The following is a 16330-nucleotide window of genomic DNA, read 5'->3' on the forward strand; positions in this document are numbered from 1 at the left end:
GGCCGTATTCTTCTTGTACACGGTTCCCTTCTCCTTCCGTATGAGCGGCCCGATTGAACGACTCCAGGAAAATATTACGTCTGCCACCGCGTTACTCGTCATCGGGTTGAGTATCGTCGCCTATGGGCTGAGCATCCCGTATGCATGGGTATTCTTCGTCGTTGGACTCTTCGTCATCGTTCCACTCGTTGGATTGCTGTTCGGTGCGGACGACTGGCGCAAGTGGGATCCGCTCAGCGACGAATTTTGGGACGACATCTTCGAGGACGAGCCAGCGGAGGCAACCGAATCGCCACCCCCTGACGACGAAGCGACGACTGAAGACGCACTGGAGACGTTGCGCGACCGATACGCGCGTGGTGAGCTTACGGACGAGCAATTCGAGCGAAAACTCGAGTTGCTCGTCGAAACCGAGTCGCTGGAGAACGTCGAAGATTGGTACACGAACCGGGAGCGGGGCGACCGGTTGACCGAGCGCGAGTAGGTGACGAGACGCACTCACCAATTCGACGCCGGGTCTAAAAACTCGACGGAATCTACAGGCGGTTCAAGGCGAGTGCCTCGGGGCTTGACCCCGAGGGTGAAGCCGACAACGCCTAACCTATCAACGCTAATCCATACCTTTACAACACCCAAGTACGTCGATTAGGGTATGGAAAAGTCGCTTACGAAGACACTCGTCTTCCAACTCCAATCCGATGACAAGCGACTTCTCTCCGACGCGTATAATGAAGCTCGGTGGGTGTACAACCAGACCATCCAATTAGCGAAAAACGGGATGGACTGGGACGACATCTCACCACGTCTTGAAGACGAGGCAGACCTCGTGAAGAACACCACGCAACGCATTGTCGCTAAAGCACTTGATGCACTTCAGCAGTCCTACAACCGCGACGACTACAACACACCCAGTCACGAGAAAACTGGGCCATACCCGTTGCGAATGAACTTCACCGAGGGGTACAATCTCACACGCAAAGACAACGGGATACACTACCGAATCAGTGCCAAGCCGTACAATCCGGTGAAAGGTACACTTCGTGGCGCACCAGACAACCTCGAACTCCTCGAACAAGCCCTCGAACGTGACGAGTGGCGTGTCGGAACCGCCGAAGCGATGGCACGCAACGGAAATCACGAACTACACGTCAACGTTACTCATCTCGAAGCCACGGTTCAAGACAAACACGACGCTCAGACCATTGTAGGCGTAGACATCAACGAAGATTGCGTGGCTCTTTCAGCCCTTCGTGATGACGACATCGTTGATTCCGTGGTTATCGACTACCCGGAAATCAAGAAAGAGCGCCATCGGTACTTCACGATGCGTAAGCGAATGCAGAACGTTGGGCAGACAGCGTTCGACCGTATATTCGAGAACAAAGAGGAACGATACGTTCACGACCAACTCCACCAAGTCTCCCGGCGAATTGTGGTGTGGGTTCAGCAATTCGTGTCGCCGCTCGTTGTGTTTGAAGACCTCAAGCATATGCGAGATTCGATTGATTACGGTACTCGGATGAATCGTCGGTTGCACTCCCTGCCGTTTCACAAACTCCGCTCGTTCGTCACGTACAAAGCGGCGTTCGAGGGGATTCCGAACGATGACATCGACCCGGCGTACACCAGCCAGACGTGTTCTTTCTCAAAGTGTGAGCATACGACTCGGTCGAATCGCCGGAAGAAGCGGTTCAAGTGCAACGCGTGTGGTCGGCAAGACCACGCTGACCGAAACGCGGCAGTGAATATTGCGAAGAAAGGATTGGAGAAGTTGAATCGAAATGTGCCTGCTCTCAACACGCTTCCGGTTGTTCGGAAACTGCGACGGCAGGCATCGGGCTGTGTGAACCAGCCGACCGTGACCCACGCAACCGTTCGAGGCCACCAAGCCGATGGTCGCGTGGGAGTGTCCGATTAAACCACGGGAAGCCTCGGGGCTTGACCCCGAGGCGGTTCACAGCGACGTTTCACACAGCTCGTTCATCGCCCGACGCAACCGCTGTGAGACGGCCGACTTCGAAATTCCCAACATCTCGGCGAGTTCGTCCTGTGAGATGCCTCGAGGCACGTCGAAATACCCCTCCTCGTACGCGACGGTGAGCAGGCGTTCCTGTTTTTCCGTCAGCCCGACCACGGTGGTGTCCTCGGGGTTCGCCAGCCGCAGATGGTTGACGTGAAACGAGATACCGAGTCCTTTGCAGGCGCGGTTGAACGCCACCAACCCGTCCCGATCAGGGAACTGAAGCCGCGCGATCCACCCCGTCTTTCCGCCGGTGAGGCTCAGAATGCGCCCGTCGAATTCGGCAATCCGACTCGTGAACCGTACCGTCTCGGTACACACGGTGGCGCGGTAGACCCGTTTCCGTGGGTACCGATCGACGAGTGTCGGTTCTCGTATCGTCGTATCGTTCGCGAGTGCGGCCTCGAACTCCGAGAACGGGACGGATTCTGCCCCGAAGAAGATGACCGTTCGTCCGTCCTCGAGGTCGCTCCAGTACTCGATCTCGACCCGGCCGCTCGAGAGCTCACGGAGGGTCGGCCGAAGTACCAGTGCTTCGTGATCGAGTTCGAGTTCGGCAACGATACTGCCCCCCGCCTGTGAATGAAGTGAGATCTGATCGGTCTCGGATGGCTTGGTGCTCATCGTTCGATCACCGTAATCCATTGTTCGAGAGAGTAATCGACGCTTATCGACAACGCATACATCAAGCGTGCATTTCGACCCGAGTCACTTGGTGGTGGACGCTAAATACACTCAGGTGGTGATTAATCGACGCTAAACGTATTCATTGATACGATATCTTGACTGTCTGTCCTCCCTGAGTAACACGGACTTTCCGCCAGCGACATAGCGTAACAGCGCGATTATCGCCCGGTAATTATCTGTTTCACTCGGTACGCACCTCGTGTTCACGTCCGAGTCCGCTACTCGAGCCACCCCTCCTCGAAGAGCAGTTCGAATAGCTTTCGCTCGGCCGTCCTGAGGTGGCGCGTGAACGTCGGCTGTGAGACGTCGAGCAACTCGGCCACCTCGCCACCAGTTCGATCGCGGGGCCACTCGAAGTAGCCCGCGTGGTAGGTGACCCGGAGCGTCTCGAGCTGTCGGTCGGTCAACTGCTCGCGGAGGTGCTCGCTGAAGGTTCCGTCCCGATTGCTCTCCGCCGAGACGACCCGTTTCGACCGGAGTTCGATGTCCGGGTACCGTTTCTCGAGGCGGTCGGCGAACGTCCGAATGCTGGTTCCGGGGGCGACGTCGATCACGATTCGCGGACGATGATCCGTGGCGTCGATTCGTGTGAGTTTCCCGCCGTGGGTTCCCACGACCGACCCGATATTCGACTCCCGAATCGCCGTTTCGAGGTGGAGTCGATCACCGCGGGAACGCGAGAGGGTGCCACCCTCGAGACCGTCGATGTCCTCGAGGGCCGCCCCTACGGTCTCTCTGTCGAGTTCTCCATCGTCCATACCCAGCGAGAGCACGGCGCTCGCGCCAGAGTCGGTGTGACTCAATGTGAGCAGATCCACCCGACACCGACAGCCCACGGCAAGGTCGATCAGTGGATCGTCGACCGACTCGCGTGCAGTGGCGTCGCTGGACGGTGATCGATCCGTCGAAGCACGGTCGGCCCCCTCCTCCGTCACGTCGTGTGCGGGCAGGGCGAACTCGAGTTCGAGTCGATCCTCGCTGGTTACGAACTGCCGATACTCCTCGAGAGCGTTGGCGAGCGTCAGTGTCGTCCGAAGTGCCTCGAGACCGGTGAGCGTCGAATCGGCTGGTGGGTCGGTGATGGCGAGCGCCAGGACTCCGTACTGTCGCTCGTCGAAAACGAGTGGGAGGGAGGCAACGACCCGTCCGCCTCGCTCTTCTCGAGTGTCCCCGTCGCCGTCCTGTCCGGGCCGATCGATCCCTGCGTCTCGCTCAGTCCAGGTGTCCGCTTGTTCGACGGTCACTGTCCTCGAACCGACGACTGACTCGAGCGAGTCGACGTCCGTTTCCGAGATCGTCCCCCTCCCGTCGACGAACGGGGAGACGGATCCACCCGCAGTTGCTCGCGTGCGATACTGCCCGTCCTCGAGGTCGATCGATCCGATCCAGACGCCCGTCACCCACGTGAGGGCTGCCAGGTCGTCACAGATCGCGGACTCGAGGTGTTCCCGGTTGCTTCCGGCAGCCATCCGCTCGTCGATCGTTGTGACGACCGCTTCCAGTTCCCGTTGCCGGTCGAGTTGGGCTTCGATCCCTTCGAGTCGATTTTCGAGCCCATCCCGATTCCGGGCATTCTCGAGCGTTTCGAGCCGATCCGTCACGACTGCAGCGAGGATGGAGAGCGCGTCGACGTCGACCGGATCGAGAGTCCGCAGTCCGAGGCCGGTCGCGAAGACGATTCCCTGGTCGCCGAGTGGAACGAGTAGTACGTGTTCGGTGTGCAGTCCCACCCGTTCGAAGAGGGAATCGAACGCCGTCGAGTCAGCGAGTCCCATCGCCGGACCGATGAGTTCCCGCGGATCGAGTGCGGGTACCGTCACCGTCTCGAGCGTCGGCAGCGACAGTGGCGGGTCGGAATCGGACGGTTTGACGGCCGCGGGGTGGAGTCGATCACCCTCGCGAAGATAGACCCCGACAGCCGAGGAGGGGGTGGTTTGCAACACGCCATCGGCAGCGATCGCGGCGAGACGGGAGGGCCGTGTCGTCGTCCGAACGTCGTGAGCCACGCCCGCGAGCGTCGAGACCGTCGTGGTATCGACCGTCGGTGACCCACCGTCGAGCAGTCCGAGGGCGTACCGATCAGCATCGACGGAGACGACAGCGGCAGACAGCGTTCGATCACCGTCAGCGGTGTGTACCGTCGCTGTGAACGTCCCCGCTCGCCCAACGGGGGTGGCCGCCGTTCGGCTGTGAACCCGCTCGCGGGTTCGGTCATCGATCAGTGCCTCGAGGGACTGGCCGATATGCTCCCCATCTGTCGGCCCGAGCAGACGGCGTCCAGCCTCGTTTATCGCCTGCAGGTGCCCGGTGTTTCGATCGACGAGCAGCACGCCGATACCGAGCGCGTCGACGACCGTCTCGAGCGTCCGTGACTGCTGGAGCGGTTCTGCAGGTGTCGCTGAGGTGAGTGTGATTGCCATGACGCCGCTCGACGTCGGGGCCGCGAGCCACTCGAGTTCGTCGGCTTCTGCGTGGTCGATACCGGAACGTTCCGTCTCGCCTTGCTTGTCGAAGCGGGGAGTGGTGAAACGAACCGGTGACTCGGTCTGGCGGCACTGCTTGAGACTGTCGGAAAACCGCTCTCGTATCCTCGCCGGAAGCACGTCCCAGAGGGTGGCATCCGCCCTCCCCGGCTCGAACCGTGAGGACGCGGCCCTGGATGCGGCCACCAGGTTCCAGGTGTCGTCGACGGCGAGTGCGGGTCGGTCGACCGATTCGACCCAATGGACGAGGTCGTCCGTCGGTGGTGCAGCTGCCGGTGATAGAACGAGATCGATTTTCCCGTCAGTATCCGATTCAATTTCTCCGTCGGCATCCGTTTTTGGGCTCGCTATCGCGGTCACGGTTTGGCGAATCCAGGAGCCATCGGCGTGTCTGAATCGGGCGACTGCCGTCGACTGCGTTCTCCCGTGCGGTGAGACCGCGTCGACGGTCTGACGTACCGCCGATCGATCGGCGGGATTGACCATCTCCTCGATGCGTTGTCCCTGTATCTCGCTCGGGAGGCGGCCCAGAGTCGGCTCGATGGCTGCCCCTGCGGCGATGACGGTGTTTCCGTCGCCGAGACGGAGCCAGGCGATCGGCCCGGACTCGAGGAACCGACGGGCGATGTCGGCTGACTCGAGCGAGGATGCGGTTCGCTGGCGCTCGTCGCTGCGATCCTTCTCGGCCCCCTCAATCACGTCCTCGGATCCTTTCAGTACTGTCCGTACGCGTGCGCGAACGACTGCCGGATCGGCCCCCGGATCGAGGACGTCCGTCGCGCCCGCCCCGAGGGCTGCCCTCGCCTCGGGTGGCGATACTAGCGCGAGGATCGGACACTCGGCGACCTGCTGTATCCGCTCGCGGTCGCCTGGAGAGAGTTCCGCGAACGGATACACCAGACAGCAGACCGTTGTTTCCCGCCCAACGTCGAGGGCCGACTCGACATCGGCGACCCGACGGACGGCCCGTTCACCCAGGGCGTCTGTGAGCATCTGCGTCGCCGTCGCTGTCGGATCGACTACGAGTACAGGTGTCGTCTCACGGCGCTCGAGGGGCGTCCGTTCGCTCACGGCAGTCCACTGTTCGAGTACGAACCAGCGTGCGGCCATTAAGTAGGCCCACCGTATTCACCGGTAGCGATGGATTGGACTCGGTAAACTACCCTACCCTACTTCGCTCACCCCATACGGGGTTCGCTCGTTGAGGGTAGGGCTTTGATGTGGACTCCCGGCAATCAGTCGCCAGCAATAGGCTGGTAACTCTCGCCGTTCAACATCCCACCATTCACACGCACGTCTACTGGTGCGTCTCCGCTCCCCGACTTGGGCGAGGAACGGAGTCTGTGTTTCTGCTTTCGGGCGTATCGTATCCCGATATTTTTCGCCGCGTTATAGTCCGCGTTGACCTCGTAGCCGCACTTCTGGCACTCGAAGTGTTCTCCGTGGCGGTTCGCTTCGTGCGTGAACCCGCAGTCCGTCCGAGAACAGCGTTGGGACGTGTGGTTCGGCGCAACTTGCTTCACCGTGACGCCACGTTCCGGTGCCTTGTATTCGACGTACTCGATAAGGCGTCGGAACGCCCAGAGGTGGTGCCATTTAGCCTGTGGAAGCCGCTCACGGATGTCCGTTAAGTCCTCGAACACGATCACGTCGCACCCGTTCTCAACAGCTTCCGTAACAATCTCGTTGGCGACGGTGTGGATGTACTGTTTGCGCCACGCTTCTTCGCGTTTGCCGAGGCGCAGAAGCGCATTGTGCGCGGCTTGCGTGCCGTGCTGTTGCATCTCACCACGCCGTTTCTCGAACTCGCGGCACCAATGGTCGTAGTCGTTCCCCTGACAAAAGCGGCCGGTTGAGGAAACAGCGAGGCTGTTGACGCCGAGGTCGATACCGAGGACTGTTTGGTGCCCGGTATCTGTCGAAACCTCGGATTCGTCGTCATCGTACTTCCGGGTCGTAATGTGGAAGTAGAACTCGTCGGTCGCCTTGTCGTATTGCAGTGTACTCGCCCGGAACTCGTAGTCCTGCGAGAGAACATACTGCTCGTAGGGGGTCGGACTGTCTGCCGGAAGTTCAAAGTCGCACTCGACACGCCCGTTGACGGTGGAGAGCGAGACTTTGTTCCGGTAGAACGTGGCACTTCGCTTATCGTAGACCATGCTCCACGACGTGAACTCCGGCTGGCTCACACGCTTGCCCTGTTTCCACCGTTCGACGCATCCTTTGACGGCTTGGACGGCGCGTCGGATGGCTTCTTGGACGAGGTTCGCGGTGAGATCGGTTTCCTCTCGCAGCTCCGCGTAGAGTGCGTCTCGCGCAGTTGAGTTCGCAGTGATGCAGTTCGTGTAGGAGTTCCCGTCCCAACAGACCTCACCAGCACGATTCGCACAGTAGAGGAACTGTCGAGCGGATTCGTGGAGGTCGTCGCGGCGCTCATCCGGAACGACGAGTTTGACCGGCGCTGTTCGACGAACCTCCATGTTTCAGATTGCTGTCTAACGGTACTTATATGCTTGGGAGGCGGGTAGCTACCGTCGTGCGGTTGCGTCGTCCGTTGTCGGTTTCCTCTCCGACCTACTCGCTCGCTACACTCGCTCCTTGAGGTCGGAGGCTCCACCTCGATTTATGCTGAAACAGCCGTTCAGAGTACGTCGAGCACGAAGAACGCCAGATACAGCTGTCCGAGGCCGGCCACGATCATGATCCCACCGGCGACTCGCTTGAGCGTACCCGTGTGAGCGGTGAGCCACCCCGACCCGGCGACCAGCCCCATCCCGGTTGCGACGGTCAGTGAGATCATGAGGAGGGTGACGGTGCCGACGTATGCCAGGATGACGAGGAGCCCACTGACTGCCGACAGCGAGAGGGCACTCCCCAGGACACCGATAAACAGCGGTGCGACACAGCCAGCGGCCGCGAGGGCGTACCCCGCCCCGAATACGCCGAACCCGAGGACGCTCGAGCGTCGCTGTGGGAGCGCGATCGTCAGTGAGGGGGCTCGGTCGAACACGACGAGGACGCCGAAGACGACCAGGATCGCGCCCACGATCGGTTCGAAAAGGACGATGTTCTCGAGTTGTGAGTGCCCGACGACGAACGTCGCGCCGAGGAGGACGAGGAAGGTGGCGATGACGCCGACGCCGGCGATGAGACCTCTGGAGAGCGAGCCACCGAGTGTCGCCTCGCCACCCTCGGTTTGACTCACGTAGTAGCCGACGTAGCCGGGCAACAGCGGGTACGCACAGGGAGAAAAGAACGTCGCAACACCGGCTCCGATCGCAAACGCGAGCGTCGGAACGAGAGTGAGATCCACCATCTTAGAGCGCCCGTTCGATGCCGTCGATCAGTTCGTCGGCGGTTTTGACGCCGGCATCAGACCAGCGCTCGACGCCGTGTTCGTCGATTGCCACCGCGTACGGATAGCCCGAGAGGCCGTAACGCTCGGCGAGTTCAGCGGTTCGATCTCGTGCAATCGTCCACTGTCCATCGTGTTCGCCCCACCAGTCGGCGATGTCGTCGTCTGGTGCGTTCTCGAGCGTCACCGATACGAACGTTACCGTGTCGCCGAGGTGGTCGTGGGCGTCAGCCAGCGCGGGCATCTGCTCGACACATGGCGGACACCAGGTTCCAAAGAAGTCGATAAACGTCGGCTGCTCGAGCGACGGGAGTGCGATCGTTCCCGGTTCGCTCCCCCGGGCGTCGACAGTCTCGAGCTCGAGTTGGTCGACATCCGGGCCGAACCGATGCTGGAGTGACGACTGGATCGACGAGGCGCCGCCCATGGCGACGGCTCCCCCAGCAGCGAGGATGCCGAGACTGCCGATGCCAGCGAGGAGTTCCCGTCGGCGCATGCTAGTTGCCAGTTACTGCCCGTACGTCCTCGAGCACCTTCGAGGTGTCGACCATCGCACCGCGAGGGTAGGAACGTTCGACGACGCCGTGTTCGTTGACGAGCAGGATCAGGTTGATGTGGGTGAAGGTGTACTCGCCGTGATCGTGGTCGTCGTCGGTGTGGCTGTTGTGGTCGTCGTTTCCGTCGTGGCCGTCGTGGTCACCGTGATCGTCGTTCTCATCGTCATCGTGACCGTCGTGATCATCACCGTCTTCCACCCGATCGATGAGCATCCCAATCTCGTCCTCGAGCAACGCCTTCCCGTCCTCGTAGTTCTCAGGCCGGAGGAAGTGCCAGTTTCCGGCCTCGAAATCGACGCCCTGTTGTTCTCCATACTCCTCGAGCACGTCTGCCGTGTCGCGTTCGGGATCGAACGTCATCGCCAGCAGCGAGAGGTCGTCGTCGTAGCCGCGTTCGATCGAATCGGCCTGGGCGCGACGCAGGCGCAACAGTAGCGCCGGACAGGCCCCGTCGGGACACGACGTGAAAAAGAAGGTCATGAGGTAGGCTTTCTCGCCTTCGAAATCGCTCGAGGAGATGGTCTCGCCGGACAACGGGTCTGGGAGCGAAAAGTCCGGCATCTCGTGTCCGTGGATTGGGTGGATCGGGTCGCCACGATCCTCCGTCGGTGGGTCGAGCACGGTCTGACCGTCCCCCCAGTTACCCCGGCCTGGTTCCTCGCCGCCGAGCGCCGACGTCGTCTCCTCGAGCGTTCCAAGACAACCCGCCAGTCCTGCGAGGCCTGCCGTGGTCAGTCCGCCGAGGTACGTCCGTCTGTCCATATTCGATGCCAGGGGCCAGTCGATGAAAGGCTCGTTGGTTCGGCGGTCGAAAAACCGACAGTGGTTTTTTGTACTCGTTCTAAAACAGTGGTATGCCCCTCTCTCGGCGAGATCTGTTGTATACCACCGCGATCGGTGGGTCGCTGGGGTTCGCCGGCTGTCTCGAACGCCTGGGCTTCGAGGAACAGTCGGCCTGGGACACCCCACCCATGGTCGACGATCGTCCAGACGCCGTCTATATCCCGTCTTCGTCCGAGGAGATGGGTGTCTACGGACGGGCAAGCGACGGCGAGTACGTCGTCGAACTCTCCTTTACGTTCCCCCACCGGTTCTGGCTCGTCGCCGGTGATCGCGAACGCGTCGACGTCCAACCCGACGACACCCTCCACCTGATGATGACCGTCTGGGACGACGTCACCGGTGTCGTCCTCCCCGTCGATATGGGGCTGGAGATCGTCGACGCCGACGGCGATCTTGTCCACGGTGACACCCCGTGGTCGATGCTCTCCCAGCGGATGGGGTTTCACTACGGCGACAACGTCACCCTCCCGGGCGAGGGTAGGTACACTGCACGCATGTCCGTTGGCCCCGTCACGACCCGTCGGACGGGCGACCTCGAGGGTCGCCTCGAGTCGCTGTCGACGCTGGAGGTGGACTTCGAGTACGCCCGATCGGATATCCACGATCTCTCGTTGAATCTGACCGACGAGGACGAACGGGGGACTCGAGGGGCGTTGCCGTTGATGGATCACAGTGACCACGGCGATCACGCTGGCGAGAGCAACGGAGATCGGGATGAATCCGATGGTCATGACAGTGACGACGACAGTCACAGCGATCACGACGACCACGGTGACCACGACGACAGTCACAGCGATCACGACGACCACGGTGACCACACCGATCACCCCACATCCCGCGGCCCAGCCGTCGACAGCCTCCACGGTACGCTCCTCGGCACCGAAACGACCGGTGACGCTGCCATCGCCGCGCTCGTGACCGATCTCGAGCGATTCAGTGAGAACGGCGACCCGTATCTGGCCGTCTGTCCCCGAACGCCCTACAACGACGTCATCCTCCCGTTTATGTCGCTCTCGACGACGTTCGAGGCAGAGGGCTCGACGCTGCTCGAGTCCCGTCTCGTCGAAACGATCGATCACGAGTTCGGCCATCACTACGGGCTTGCTGCTGGTGAACTCGAGCAGGCCGATCGAGTCACCGTCACCGTCGACACGCCGCCGCAGGTCTCGCGCCACGACGGGTACGAGACGGCCTTCTTCGAGTTCGATCCGATCACGTTCGAGCTGTAGTGATGATGGGCCCGTCGATTTCCGTTGAACGTCCGTGAACTACCCCACCCTACCGCTCGCCTGACGGCTCGCGCTTGAGGGTGGGGCTTCCTGTTTCAACGACGCGCTTTGCAGATACGAACGTATCCACAGGGAGTGCAGTCTCTACAGGCGGTCAAGGCAGAGTGCCTCGGGGCTTGACCCCGAGGGTGAATGCCGACAACGCCTAACCTATCAACGCTAATCCATACATTTACAACACCCAAGTACGTCGATTAGGGTATGGAAAAGTCGCTTACGAAGACACTCGTCTTCCAACTCCAATCCGATGACAAGCGACTTCTCTCCGACGCGTATAATGAAGCTCGGTGGGTGTACAATCAGACCATCCGATTAGCAAAAGATGGGATGGACTGGGGCGACATTTCGCCACGTCTTGAAGACGATGCCGACCTCGTGAAGAACACCACGCAACGAATCGTCGCCAAGGCACTTGATGCAGTTCAGCAGTCCTACGACCGCGACGACTACAACACGCCCAGTCACGAGAAGACTGGGCCGTACCCGTTGCGGATGAACTTCACTGAAGGCTACAATCTCACGCTCGAAGACGACGGCATACACTATCGCATCAGTGCCAAGCCGTACAATCCGGTGAACGGCAAGCTTCGTGGCGCACCAGACACCCTCGAACTCCTCGAACACGCCCTCGAAAGTGACGAATGGCGGGTGGGAACCGCTGAAGCGATGACTCGCAACGGCAACCACGAACTCCACGTCAACGTCACTGACCTCGAAGCAACAGTCCAAGACAAGACTGACGCTCACACCATCGTGGGTGTGGACATTAATGAGGGCTGTGTAGCTCTTGCCGCCCTTCGTGATGACGACATCGTTGATTCCGTGGTTATCGACTACCCGGAAATCAAGAAAGAGCGCCATCGGTACTTCACGATGCGTAAGCGAATGCAGAACGTTGGGCAGACAGCGTTCGACCGTATATTCGAGAACAAAGAGGAGCGATACGTTCACGACCAACTCCATCAAGTCTCCCGACGGGTCGTGGAGTGGGTTCAGCAATTCGAGTCGCCGCTCGTTGTGTTTGAAGACCTCAAGCATATGCGAGATTTGATTGATTACGGTACTCGGATGAATCGTCGGTTGCACTCACTACCGTTTCACAAACTCCGTTCGTTCGTCGCGTACAAAGCGGCGTTCGAGGGGATTCCAAGCGATGACATCGACCCGGCGTACACCAGCCAGACGTGTTCTTTTACTGAGTGTGAGCATACGGCTCGGTCGAATCGTCGGAAGAAGCGGTTCAAGTGCAACGCGTGTGGTCGGCAAGACCACGCTGACCGGAACGCGGCAGTGAATATTGCGAAGAAAGGATTGGAGAAGTTGAATCGAAATGTGCCTGCTCTCAACACGTTGCCGACTGTTCGGAAACTGCGACGGCAGACATCGGGCTGTGTGAATCAGCCGACCGTGACCCACCCGACCGTTCGAGGCTATCAGACCGATGGTCGCATGGGTGTGTCCGACTAATCCACGGGAAGCCTCGGGGCTTGACCCCGAGGCGATTCACAGGCGTTGGTTCGGAGTATCCCACTCCTACATCTCCGAGGCCGCGAGAAAGAATGTTCCACGCCGCATTCGCGTCCCTGTCCGCCTCAAACCCACACGCCGGACAGGAGTGTTCACGAACCCACAACGGCTTCTCCGTCGAGACGCCGCAGGACGCGCACTCCTTGGTCGTCCCTCTCGGGTCGACCTCCACGAAGTGCGTTCCTTCGCGTTCGCACTTGTATTCGAGCAACGAGAGGAACGTTTGCCACCCCGCAGACGCCGTGTTGCGGCTGTTCGACGGCGACTCCATCATCCCCTTCACGTTCAGGTCTTCGACCGCTACGAGGTCGTACTCCCGAGCGTAGTACGCCGAGAGTTTGTGCAAGAAGTCCCGCCGCTTCCGTTTCAGGCCGGCGTAACACTCCGCCACGCGCCGCCGTTGCTTCTCGTAGTTGTTCGACCCGTGTTGCTTCCGCGAGAGTGTCCGCTGTTCGCGTTCCAAGCGTTCACGTTCGTTCGAGAGGTCGAGCGACCCGACCGCCGTGCCGTCGGTGTCGTGGGCGTACTTGAGAATCCCTACGTCGATACCAACCACGTCGGTCAGTTTGTCGGATTTCTCGGGTGGTTCGCGATCCACTTCAACGCCGAACGTGGCGAACCACTCGCCCGTCGGCTCTTTCTTGAGCGTGATCTGCTTGAGTTTCGCGTTGTCAGGGGTGGCGCGGTGAAGCCGTATCGGTATGTCCGCGAGTTTCGAGAGTGACAGCACAGTCTGACCGCCCTTCTTGTCGAGCTTGAAGCCAGACTGACTGTACGTAAAACTACGGAACTCCCGTGGTGGCTTCCACGTGAGTTGACCGACGCCGTAGCCGTTCTCCTTGAGTTTGGAGAGGCCTTTGACGTTCTGCTCGATTCGCATGACCGCCGTTTGCAGAACTGTCGAGTACACGTCTGAAAGGGCCTCCCACCAATCTTTCAGAGACGGGACTTCGTCCCGGATGGATCGAACACGCTGATTGAGCGTGCCTGACCCCTCAGGGATTTGGTCAAAGCGGTAGAGCGCGTGATTGTACAGTTGCCTACAAATGTCTCGGTGGCGGTTCAACTCCTCGCGGTGGGCGTCGGACGGATTGAGACGGTACTTGTAGGCGTAGTACATCCGTTACTCTCGTTCCTCGATTAGTTCGTCAAGTTTCTCACGGACGAACGATGAGAGGTTGAGGTGTTGGCCCTCTATCCACTCGTCTTGATCCTCCCGGATGGTGATTGTCTTCCGTTTCACCGTAATGCACACTATGCACGCCACACGCATAATAACTTCGGTGAACGTTGGCCTGTGGGCCGAGCATCAAACGTGCTTGAGAAATGTGCGGCGCTGTATCCCCTCCCTGCTCACGCCTTCGGCGCTCGCTGAGGAAGGGGGCTTAGCGCCTACTTTCAGCTAAACGGTGTGAACGATGAGAACGGCGGGATATCCCACCCGTGTATTAACCACTACAGGCCACGTCCGGTATCGAGCGTGTAGGAAGAGGGGGATACACACTTTCGAACGTCCAGTTTGCGTGACTCTACGTTCGTACTCACTGTTCGCACGAGGAAATTCGTAACCGTCACGTAAAACTCGAGGTTGCAACCACCTAATTCCTCCATAACAAACACCACTGGAGGTGAAGCTGTCCGGTATGTCACAATCGAATCAACCGCGGGTGACCGTTGGCTGTCCCGCCTGTGCCACCCCCGTTTCAGCCCCCGTTCCCGGCGGTCCAGGCCTTCGCGGCGTCGAACACGGTCGCGAAAGCGAGTGGGAGGAGTCACATCGATTGAACGGACTCGAGACCACCTGTCGAAACTGCGGCCATCAGGTCGAACTCTACTATTACTGATCGTCTCTCGTCGAGCACGGACGCGCCCCTCCGCGAACCCACACGTTTTTGCGGACAGCCGACCCCACATCGGACGTGTACATCGAGAACAGCTTTCTTCCCGTCCGCGGGGTCGGTGAGACCACCGAACGCCGCCTCTGGGAACACGGCATTACCCACTGGGACGAGTTCGACGGCAGCGTCGTCGGGCCAACGGTCGCCGACCGCATCGAGGCGTTCATCGAGGACGGCCGGCGTCACCTCGAGGCCGGGGACGTCTCGCCGTTCGCCGAGGCGCTCCCGGCGGCGAGTAGCTGGCGATTCTACGAGAACGTTCGCGAGGACGTCTGTTACCTCGACATCGAGACGACGGGGCTCGACGCGGCCCGCCACGACGTGACGACCGTGAGCCTCCACCGGCGGGGCGACACCAGGACATTCGTCAACGGGCAGGATCTCACCGCCGACGCGCTCCGGGCCGAACTGGCAGCATCCTCGGCGCTCGTCACCTTCAACGGTCAGCGCTTCGACGTGCCCTTCCTCGAGACGGCTCTCGACATCGAGATCGCGCTCCCACACATCGACCTCATGTATCCGTGTCGAAAGCTCGACCTGACGGGTGGGCTCAAACGGATCGAGCGCGACCTCGGGATCGAGCGCGACCAGCCCGACATCAGCGGTCGCGACGCCGTTCGGCTCTGGCATCAGTACGAACGCGGCGACGACGATGCCCTCGAGACACTCGTCCAGTACAATCAGGCCGACACCGCAAACCTCGAGCCGTTGATGGAAACCGTCGCCAACCAACTGCACGAGACCGTCTTCGAGCGAGTCTGTGGCGAGACAGTCGCTGGCCGGCATCGGTAGGGTCACCATGTCCGATCCCCTTACCACCTATCACACCGATATCGACGTTCGCCTCCGCGACGTCGACTTCATGGGCCACGTCAACAACGCCGTCTACGCGACCTACCTCGAGCAAGCTCGTGCCGGATTCTTTCGGGACGTCCTCGAGGTGTCTCTGGATCAGGTCGATACGGTGCTCGCCCGTCTCGAACTCGAGTATCACCGGCCGATCGAGGCCGAACAGCGTGTGGGCGTCGAGCTCAGGGTGCCCGAACTCGGTACTTCGAGCATTCCGATGTCGTACACGATCACTGCCGACGGTGCATCCGCGGCGACCGGCAAGACGGTACAGGTCGTCGTCGACCGGGAAACGGGGGCGTCACGCCCGATTCCGGACGCCTGGCGCGAGCGGCTCGAATGATAATCTGCGTACACGGGATCCTCTGTCGAGCCTCTTGTTCGTGACGTCGGACGGTTGTACTACTGGTGTGAACGTGTCGTCGGTGCTCTCGGTCGCTCGTCTGAACGAGCAGACGTACCCGTCACGGCCGTCTAGTCGAGAATATCGACGGTACCGTCGCTTTTGACGACGATATCGTACCCACAGAACCGAAAGGCAACTTCACCCGGGCTTCGAAGGGTACCGTCCTCTCGAGGTGCAAAGAGGGAATCGAGTGCTTCTGGATTGAGAACGTCGTACAGTGCGTCGTACTCTGGTGGCTCGATATCGATCGGATCGACACCTTCTTCGTCGGCTACCGCTTCGACAATTCGGAAACTAAGAGGGGGTTGTTCCTGTGTGTCCATTCGGTCGGCTGAGAGTAGCATTGCAGGATGCTTTTCACGCCCAGATATAAATCCTGTGGCCTCAATGCCTTCTTGCAGCACAATAGTGTACTA

14 protein-coding genes and 2 pseudogenes are annotated in these 16330 nt (G+C 60.3%); 7 read left to right on the top strand and 9 right to left on the bottom strand.

The window, feature by feature from the left end:
* Positions 1-40: 40 nt before the first annotated feature.
* Both NGM68_RS13845 and NGM68_RS13850 read left to right on the top strand, forming a co-directional pair.
* Complete coding sequence (locus NGM68_RS13845; protein WP_252698827.1) at positions 41-484, top strand: SHOCT domain-containing protein; 444 nt, start codon at positions 41-43, stop codon at positions 482-484.
* 168 nt (positions 485-652) lie between these two features.
* Positions 653-1918 carry an RNA-guided endonuclease InsQ/TnpB family protein gene (locus NGM68_RS13850; RefSeq protein ID WP_252698828.1) on the top strand — a complete coding sequence of 422 codons (1266 nt, stop codon included), beginning with the start codon at positions 653-655 and terminating at the stop codon, positions 1916-1918.
* Between the two features lie 36 nt (positions 1919-1954).
* Here NGM68_RS13850 and NGM68_RS13855 read toward each other — a convergent pair whose 3' ends face one another.
* From NGM68_RS13855 to NGM68_RS13880, 6 genes are all read right to left on the bottom strand, one after another.
* Positions 1955-2644, bottom strand: coding sequence for a helix-turn-helix domain-containing protein (locus tag NGM68_RS13855; protein WP_252698829.1), 690 nt, complete (start codon positions 2642-2644; stop codon positions 1955-1957).
* A gap of 281 nt (positions 2645-2925) precedes the next feature.
* On the bottom strand, positions 2926-6300 hold the full coding sequence (locus NGM68_RS13860; RefSeq protein ID WP_252698830.1) for a helix-turn-helix domain-containing protein: 3375 nt from the start codon (positions 6298-6300) through the stop codon (positions 2926-2928).
* A gap of 125 nt (positions 6301-6425) precedes the next feature.
* Positions 6426-7670 carry an RNA-guided endonuclease InsQ/TnpB family protein gene (locus tag NGM68_RS13865; protein WP_252698831.1) on the bottom strand — a complete coding sequence of 415 codons (1245 nt, stop codon included), beginning with the start codon at positions 7668-7670 and terminating at the stop codon, positions 6426-6428.
* A 161-nt stretch (positions 7671-7831) separates the two neighbouring features.
* The gene (locus NGM68_RS13870; RefSeq protein ID WP_252698832.1) at positions 7832-8506 is read right to left on the bottom strand and encodes a cytochrome c biogenesis protein CcdA; all 675 of its coding nucleotides are present in this window, start codon (positions 8504-8506) and stop codon (positions 7832-7834) included.
* 1 nt (position 8507) lies between these two features.
* Positions 8508-9041, bottom strand: coding sequence for a TlpA family protein disulfide reductase (locus tag NGM68_RS13875; RefSeq protein WP_252698833.1), 534 nt, complete (start codon positions 9039-9041; stop codon positions 8508-8510).
* A gap of 1 nt (position 9042) precedes the next feature.
* Positions 9043-9864: an SCO family protein gene (locus NGM68_RS13880; RefSeq protein ID WP_252698834.1), complete on the bottom strand. Its 822-nt coding sequence runs from the start codon at positions 9862-9864 to the stop codon at positions 9043-9045.
* 92 nt (positions 9865-9956) lie between these two features.
* Here NGM68_RS13880 and NGM68_RS13885 point away from each other — a divergent pair, with 92 nt between their 5' ends.
* Entirely contained in the window at positions 9957-11174 is a 1218-nt protein-coding gene (locus tag NGM68_RS13885) for an iron transporter (protein ID WP_252698835.1), read from the top strand.
* Positions 11175-11223: 49 nt separating this feature from the next.
* Here NGM68_RS13885 and NGM68_RS18360 read toward each other — a convergent pair.
* Positions 11224-11325 (bottom strand): annotated as a pseudogene (locus NGM68_RS18360) (RNA-guided endonuclease InsQ/TnpB family protein); the annotation flags it as partial.
* 110 nt (positions 11326-11435) lie between these two features.
* Between NGM68_RS18360 and NGM68_RS13890 the strand changes: the two are divergent.
* Positions 11436-12521 (top strand): annotated as a pseudogene (locus NGM68_RS13890) (RNA-guided endonuclease TnpB family protein); the annotation flags it as partial.
* 55 nt (positions 12522-12576) lie between these two features.
* Here NGM68_RS13890 and NGM68_RS13895 read toward each other — a convergent pair.
* The gene (locus NGM68_RS13895; protein ID WP_252698836.1) at positions 12577-13881 is read right to left on the bottom strand and encodes an RNA-guided endonuclease InsQ/TnpB family protein; all 1305 of its coding nucleotides are present in this window, start codon (positions 13879-13881) and stop codon (positions 12577-12579) included.
* A gap of 523 nt (positions 13882-14404) precedes the next feature.
* Between NGM68_RS13895 and NGM68_RS13900 the strand changes: the two genes are divergently transcribed.
* The 3 genes from NGM68_RS13900 (at position 14405) to NGM68_RS13910 (ending at position 15851) form a co-directional block, all read left to right on the top strand.
* Positions 14405-14605 (top strand): hypothetical protein, encoded by a 201-nt coding sequence (locus tag NGM68_RS13900; protein WP_252698837.1) that lies wholly within the window; start codon positions 14405-14407, stop codon positions 14603-14605.
* A gap of 75 nt (positions 14606-14680) precedes the next feature.
* Positions 14681-15451 (top strand): ribonuclease H-like domain-containing protein, encoded by a 771-nt coding sequence (locus NGM68_RS13905; protein WP_252698838.1) that lies wholly within the window; start codon positions 14681-14683, stop codon positions 15449-15451.
* A 7-nt stretch (positions 15452-15458) separates the two neighbouring features.
* Positions 15459-15851: an acyl-CoA thioesterase gene (locus NGM68_RS13910; RefSeq protein ID WP_252698839.1), complete on the top strand. Its 393-nt coding sequence runs from the start codon at positions 15459-15461 to the stop codon at positions 15849-15851.
* A gap of 131 nt (positions 15852-15982) precedes the next feature.
* Here NGM68_RS13910 and ddfA read toward each other — a convergent pair whose 3' ends face one another.
* Entirely contained in the window at positions 15983-16258 is a 276-nt protein-coding gene (ddfA, locus tag NGM68_RS13915) for a DdfA family disk-determining factor (RefSeq protein ID WP_252698840.1), read from the bottom strand.
* Between the last annotated feature and the right edge of the window lie 72 nt (positions 16259-16330).

Origin of the sequence: Natronosalvus vescus (genome assembly GCF_023973145.1) — an archaeon.
In the GTDB taxonomy this organism is placed as follows: Archaea; Halobacteriota; Halobacteria; order Halobacteriales; family Natrialbaceae; genus Natronosalvus; species Natronosalvus vescus.

Excerpts from the sequence above, each read along its gene's own strand:
- NGM68_RS13875 (WP_252698833.1), bottom strand. The coding sequence starts at position 9,041 with ATGCGCCGACGGGAACTCCTCGCTGGCATCGGCAGTCTCGGCATCCTC.
- ddfA (WP_252698840.1), bottom strand. The coding sequence starts at position 16,258 with ATGCTACTCTCAGCCGACCGAATGGACACACAGGAACAACCCCCTCTT.
- NGM68_RS13860 (WP_252698830.1), bottom strand. The coding sequence starts at position 6,300 with ATGGCCGCACGCTGGTTCGTACTCGAACAGTGGACTGCCGTGAGCGAA.
- NGM68_RS13850 (WP_252698828.1), top strand. The coding sequence starts at position 653 with ATGGAAAAGTCGCTTACGAAGACACTCGTCTTCCAACTCCAATCCGAT.
- NGM68_RS13885 (WP_252698835.1), top strand. The coding sequence starts at position 9,957 with ATGCCCCTCTCTCGGCGAGATCTGTTGTATACCACCGCGATCGGTGGG.
- NGM68_RS13865 (WP_252698831.1), bottom strand. The coding sequence starts at position 7,670 with ATGGAGGTTCGTCGAACAGCGCCGGTCAAACTCGTCGTTCCGGATGAG.
- NGM68_RS13880 (WP_252698834.1), bottom strand. The coding sequence starts at position 9,864 with ATGGACAGACGGACGTACCTCGGCGGACTGACCACGGCAGGCCTCGCA.
- NGM68_RS13910 (WP_252698839.1), top strand. The coding sequence starts at position 15,459 with ATGTCCGATCCCCTTACCACCTATCACACCGATATCGACGTTCGCCTC.
- NGM68_RS13895 (WP_252698836.1), bottom strand. The coding sequence starts at position 13,881 with ATGTACTACGCCTACAAGTACCGTCTCAATCCGTCCGACGCCCACCGC.
- NGM68_RS13870 (WP_252698832.1), bottom strand. The coding sequence starts at position 8,506 with ATGGTGGATCTCACTCTCGTTCCGACGCTCGCGTTTGCGATCGGAGCC.
- NGM68_RS13845 (WP_252698827.1), top strand. The coding sequence starts at position 41 with ATGAGCGGCCCGATTGAACGACTCCAGGAAAATATTACGTCTGCCACC.
- NGM68_RS13855 (WP_252698829.1), bottom strand. The coding sequence starts at position 2,644 with ATGAGCACCAAGCCATCCGAGACCGATCAGATCTCACTTCATTCACAG.
- NGM68_RS13900 (WP_252698837.1), top strand. The coding sequence starts at position 14,405 with ATGTCACAATCGAATCAACCGCGGGTGACCGTTGGCTGTCCCGCCTGT.